The 4,810-nt window shown below is 45.1% G+C and carries 5 protein-coding genes; all 5 read right to left on the reverse strand.

The genetic code is table 11. The features are described 5' to 3' along the window. On the reverse strand, positions 1 to 1,144 hold a 1,144-nt coding region (locus IT233_07345; GenBank protein MCC7302438.1), incomplete at its 3' end, for a hypothetical protein. 4 nt (positions 1,145 to 1,148) lie between these two features. Continuing rightward, positions 1,149 to 1,820 carry a T9SS type A sorting domain-containing protein gene (locus IT233_07350; GenBank protein ID MCC7302439.1) on the reverse strand — a complete coding sequence of 224 codons (672 nt, stop codon included), beginning with the start codon at positions 1,818 to 1,820 and terminating at the stop codon, positions 1,149 to 1,151. A 109-nt stretch (positions 1,821 to 1,929) separates the two neighbouring features. Continuing rightward, on the reverse strand, positions 1,930 to 3,255 hold the full coding sequence (locus IT233_07355) for a hypothetical protein (GenBank protein MCC7302440.1): 1,326 nt from the start codon (positions 3,253 to 3,255) through the stop codon (positions 1,930 to 1,932). A 35-nt stretch (positions 3,256 to 3,290) separates the two neighbouring features. Further along, positions 3,291 to 3,992, reverse strand: coding sequence for a T9SS type A sorting domain-containing protein (locus IT233_07360; protein ID MCC7302441.1), 702 nt, complete (start codon positions 3,990 to 3,992; stop codon positions 3,291 to 3,293). A gap of 330 nt (positions 3,993 to 4,322) precedes the next feature. After that, positions 4,323 to 4,810: T9SS type A sorting domain-containing protein (locus IT233_07365; GenBank protein ID MCC7302442.1), on the reverse strand; the 488-nt coding region annotated here is incomplete at its 5' end.

A 4,810-nucleotide genomic window follows, 5' to 3' on the forward strand; every position in this document is an offset into this window, starting at 1 on the left:
CCCATGTACTCCCGGTTCCACTACCGGCCAGCAGCAGATCATTGTTCCCGAGCAATTGCATGGTTAAGAAATAATCCGAGGGGCCTTGTCCATACATATTTACCCATTGCATGATTCCGGAGGCATCCGTGCATAGTACAAATCCTTTACAGTTTCCCCAGGAGGCAGAGGTATCGCTCTCCAGGCCAGGAGAATATCCCGTTACAAAGTAATTTCTTGGCACCCCCTGATCATCCGTATATTCCACCAGGTCGCGCACATTATCATCATACGTGTCGCCGTAAGTTCTGAACCATTGGGTTTGACCGGATGCATTGAGCTTGATCAAGTAAACATCCTGGCTTCCGGCGCCATAGGAATACCCTCCGGCTGCAATGGCAAATCCGGAATCGGCAGTTGCAATAAGCGAAACGGCCCAATCATTAAGAGCACCTCCGAACATTTTTTGCCAAAGAATGTTCCCGGAAGTGTCCAGTTTAACCAGTCCGAAATTCGAGTAGGATCCGGTGTCCATGTTAACAATGGCAGCAAGATTTCCGTCGGCGGTCTCTACCAGCTTCTGACAACGTTCATTGTTCGGGGTTCCCAGCGTAACCTGCCATAGGATATTTCCCAACGTATCTCCTTTGATTATCCAGCCGTCTTCTCCGCCCAGACCCTGGGAAGCCGTAAAACCACTCGCATAAAAGTACTTTCCTTGCGTAGGTCGAATGATCGAGTTTAGGCCATCCGGATTGTTTCCACCAACAGCTTTTTGCCATAATACAGTTCCATTGTCTTCGATTAGGCATACTACTGCATTGGAAACGGGAGTATTGATGCCAACGCTTTTACTAAAACCTGCCACCAGATTTCGATTTGATGGCAGGGTCGCAAAATCAAACACCGCGTCTTCCATGGCACCACCAAGGGTTACCAGGCCAAGAACATTTCCGAAGGAATCGGTTCGGAGCATGAATCCGTCATAATCTCCCTGGCCGTAGCTTTTTGTATAACCTCCGGCCAACAACATTCCGTTGGCAAGGGTATCCACATTATGTATCCATTCGATCTGGGTGTTCCCGTAGAGATGTTGAAAACGTGGCGACTGAGCGTGACAGACACTTAAAATGGAAAAAGCGATAAAAAAAGAATATTTGAGCATTTTTCTACTCTGAAAGTACTACTTTTTTAAATAATACCACAGCATCTCCGGACATGATCTGAAGATAGTAAATGCCGGCGGGATACCCGGAAACCTGCAGTCCGTTTGTGTTAAAAAATGACCCTGTTTCTGTTCTTTCAAGTAGTAAATTACCGGTAGCGCCATAAAGTCCTATGGTATATGTTTGAGATTCGGACTTGATCTTGAATGAAAGAGTTTCCTTTGCCGGGATTGGGAAAATGGCGATGTCCTCAGCGGAATATTCCGGCTTGGATTCCGGATTTTCTATCCTGCAGCAAGAGCAATTTATTGTTATGGTTACGAAATCAGAAGCGTCACAACAGTTTGGGCTTGTAACGGTCACCCAATAAGTTGTGGTGGAGGTTAAATTGGTAACCGTAGGATTTTGTACAGTTGTGCTGCTCAAAGCGGTAGAAGGAGTCCAAGCATAGGTCCATGATCCTGCACAACCTGTAGCAGTCGGACTTCCTCCAATAGTCCCGGAATATGATCCTGAGCAACTGGTACGGTTGTTACCGGCATCTACAGTGCAGGCTACAATGGATCCTGCCGGCTCAAACACTTCGGCATTCGACTTGGTGGCTTCGCTGTTGTTCGCCAATCCTATCAGAGAGCAAAGAAAGAAGGAGGCGAGAAAGAATGTGTTTGTTTTCATGATTTGTTTTTTCGCAATAATAGGACAGGGGGGGGGCAAATCCAAATATATTTTTCAGCACCCCCGATTTCGAAATTATAAAAACGGCATAAAAGCCTGAGTTTGATTTTCATGGATGGGCAATCGAAATGAAAATAAAGTTTGTCAGGAGTACTGACGAAGCGCATTCTGTTTTGACTCGAGGAGCATTCGATTTACTTGTAATATTCCAGACGGAGGGCGTATCCACCGGGGTGATGGTTTGCACGACGATGGGAGGAGTAAGGACCTGGGGGATAGTGTTCATCTCGTGGCATCCGCTGTTACCATTCGGATCGGTTTTGATGATCCAGAAGTCAAAATCCTGATTTTGTCCAAGATTTTGACTCTGGCCGCTAAGCAGGAATCCTCCATCGTAGGTGGGATAGGCATGGTGAATTTCATCGCGGCCGCCCATGGACGGATTCATATGGCCATATATTTTTCCCCACATAAAATTTCCTGCCAGATCAATTTTGTACATGAATCCCCGACGTGAATTAAAGGTCAGTTCATTCCCCATGGTCACACCGGAGATGATATATCCTGGAGAGCCAAAGGTTTTATAAATCCTCGAAGGCTCTTCTTCATTCGGCCCGCCATAGGTCTTCGCCCAAACAAGGTTACCGGAGGGATCTAGTTTAACTACTAATACGTCAGGGTTTGATGGGCCGCCATTGACCACTGTTGATCCCGTCATTATAAACCCGCCATCGGAGCTTTGCTCAGGGGTGCCGCAATTTTCAAAAAAAGTTGTTCCAATGACCTTCTGCCATTGCACAGAACCGGCAGAATCTAGCTTTACGCACAGCCAATCGAAATCTGACGGACCACCGGCAGCATAGAATCTGGTGGTTGCCAATAAAAAATAACCGCCATCGCTGGTTATAATACCTTTTCCATCATAATACTCACTCGGATGACCAAAATGCTTGATCCATTGCAAAGTCATGGAGGCGGAATATTTAGCCGCAAAACTCGAACCAAAGAAGACAAGACCACCATCAGGAGTTTCGTAAAAGGACTCCCCTCCGGGACAAATGAAAGTTTGTAGAGTATCACCTTGAGCATTAGCTCTGATGCCGATGTATCCGGGGTTTGGACCGGAGGTCACCGTAAGATTAAAAAACAGATCACCGTTCGAAAACTCGACAATATGACGGGCACACCCGGTTGTATACAAGGGGTGACGATAGATTTTCTTCCAAAGAGTATCGCCAAAGCGGGATAATCGAATGATACAACCTTCTTCAGACGGAGAAAACATATTTATTGCACCAATGAGTATATATCCACTATCACGGGTAATAAACGCCCTTCCATGATCGTAGCCCGGAGTCCCGAATGTTTTTTGAAATGTAACGACCTGACCACGAAGATTAAATACCGTGGTCAAGGTCATTAAAGTGATTGCCATAAGGAATCGAACGCCCATCTCCGATAATCACGAAATTACGATTTAATAAGAACTTTATAGCCAAGAAGAGTATCCCCGTCGATTAATTTAATAAAATAGGTTCCAGCCGAATAAGAGGAAATATCAATGGGGTTGATTTTACCTGTAATGTCCGACTGTATAATCAACTTGCCATTGACATCATATACGCCAATGATAGGAGTTGATTTTGACAGGTCTAGGATTTTGAATAAATCATCATTCAATGTAAGGTTGAAATGGCCGGATGTTGGATTTGGCGAAAGAGAAATCGCGGAATTTGATTCTTCCTGTACTATCCCGGGATTAATAATTCTGCAACCAGTGGAATTAACAGTAACAGTTACCTGATCGGTCCTTGTAACACCATTGGAGCATGTTGCTCCCGGAGGCGTGTTGCAAGATCCGGTGGCTCCGGCCGGGCAACAGCTGCCGTTCAGGGTCACCGTCATGGTGTAAGTAGTGGTTACGGTAGGATATACGGTTGCCGTACATGCGGTTCCTCCGGAGGGCGACCATGAAACTGTATAACTACAGCCCGGCTTACAATCTGAAGATGAAAGGCAACCTGAAACACCGATGGTTACCGCGTTACCCGGACAAAGACTTGTCTTGTCAGAACCCGCGTTTACGGTACAGGGCCACTCACATTGAGCGAAGGCATTATCTCCCCCGACAGTTACGAGGAGAAATAATAAAATGATTATGTTTCTTTTCATGATTTGTTTTGCAATAATAGGACAGGGGGGGGGGGACAATTCCAAATTTATTTTATGACGAACCTGATTTCGAAATGACCAATGGTTTATAAAACGCTGAATATGAAATTCGATGACAGCGTAACGGAAATGAAAATAAAGTTTGTCAGGAGTACTGACGAAGTTTATCCTGTTTTGATTCCAGGAGCATTCGATTTACTTTACATGTTTAAATGCTTCATGGTTTTTCATTTCACTTTTCTTGCGCTAGAAGAAATGAGCAAAGCTGAAAGCAATTAAACAATAAAACAAGTAAAGTAAAATCAATGTAATAGAATGAACAAGAATCGACTATCTCTCGAGTACGAGTTTATAGCGAAACACGCGTTCTTTCTCAGAAAGCTCGAGGAAATAGATCCCGTTGGGTAACGAAGAGTCCAATTCAACGCTGTTTATTGCTTGTCCTTTGTCTACGCATTTCCCAAGTTGATTGTAAAATGCATAGTGGAGCGATGAAGAGTTTAGGTCTCGGAAGTGGATAATGCCGGAGGTTGGGTTGGGATAGAATCCCGGGGGCACATAATTACTTAGCATTTCCTCTTCCGATACGGTAGGGTTATTCGTACAAATAGTATAGGAAAGAGGCATGATCAGTTGTGAGATCAAATTGGAAGGAGACACCGGAAGGCTGGCTACTGTTCGGTTCAAGGTAGTATATGTTGGGTCGGTAGGAGATGTTTGTGTGGTGCTCACAGCGAATTGATTACATCCTGACCATCCCAGGAAGCTTGCCCTGACCATCCAGGCATCCGCTCCACCCCATGTACTCCCGGTTCCAC

The sequence above is a fragment of the Bacteroidia bacterium genome (assembly GCA_020852255.1).
GTDB lineage: Bacteria > Bacteroidota > Bacteroidia > JADZBD01 > JADZBD01 > JADZBD01.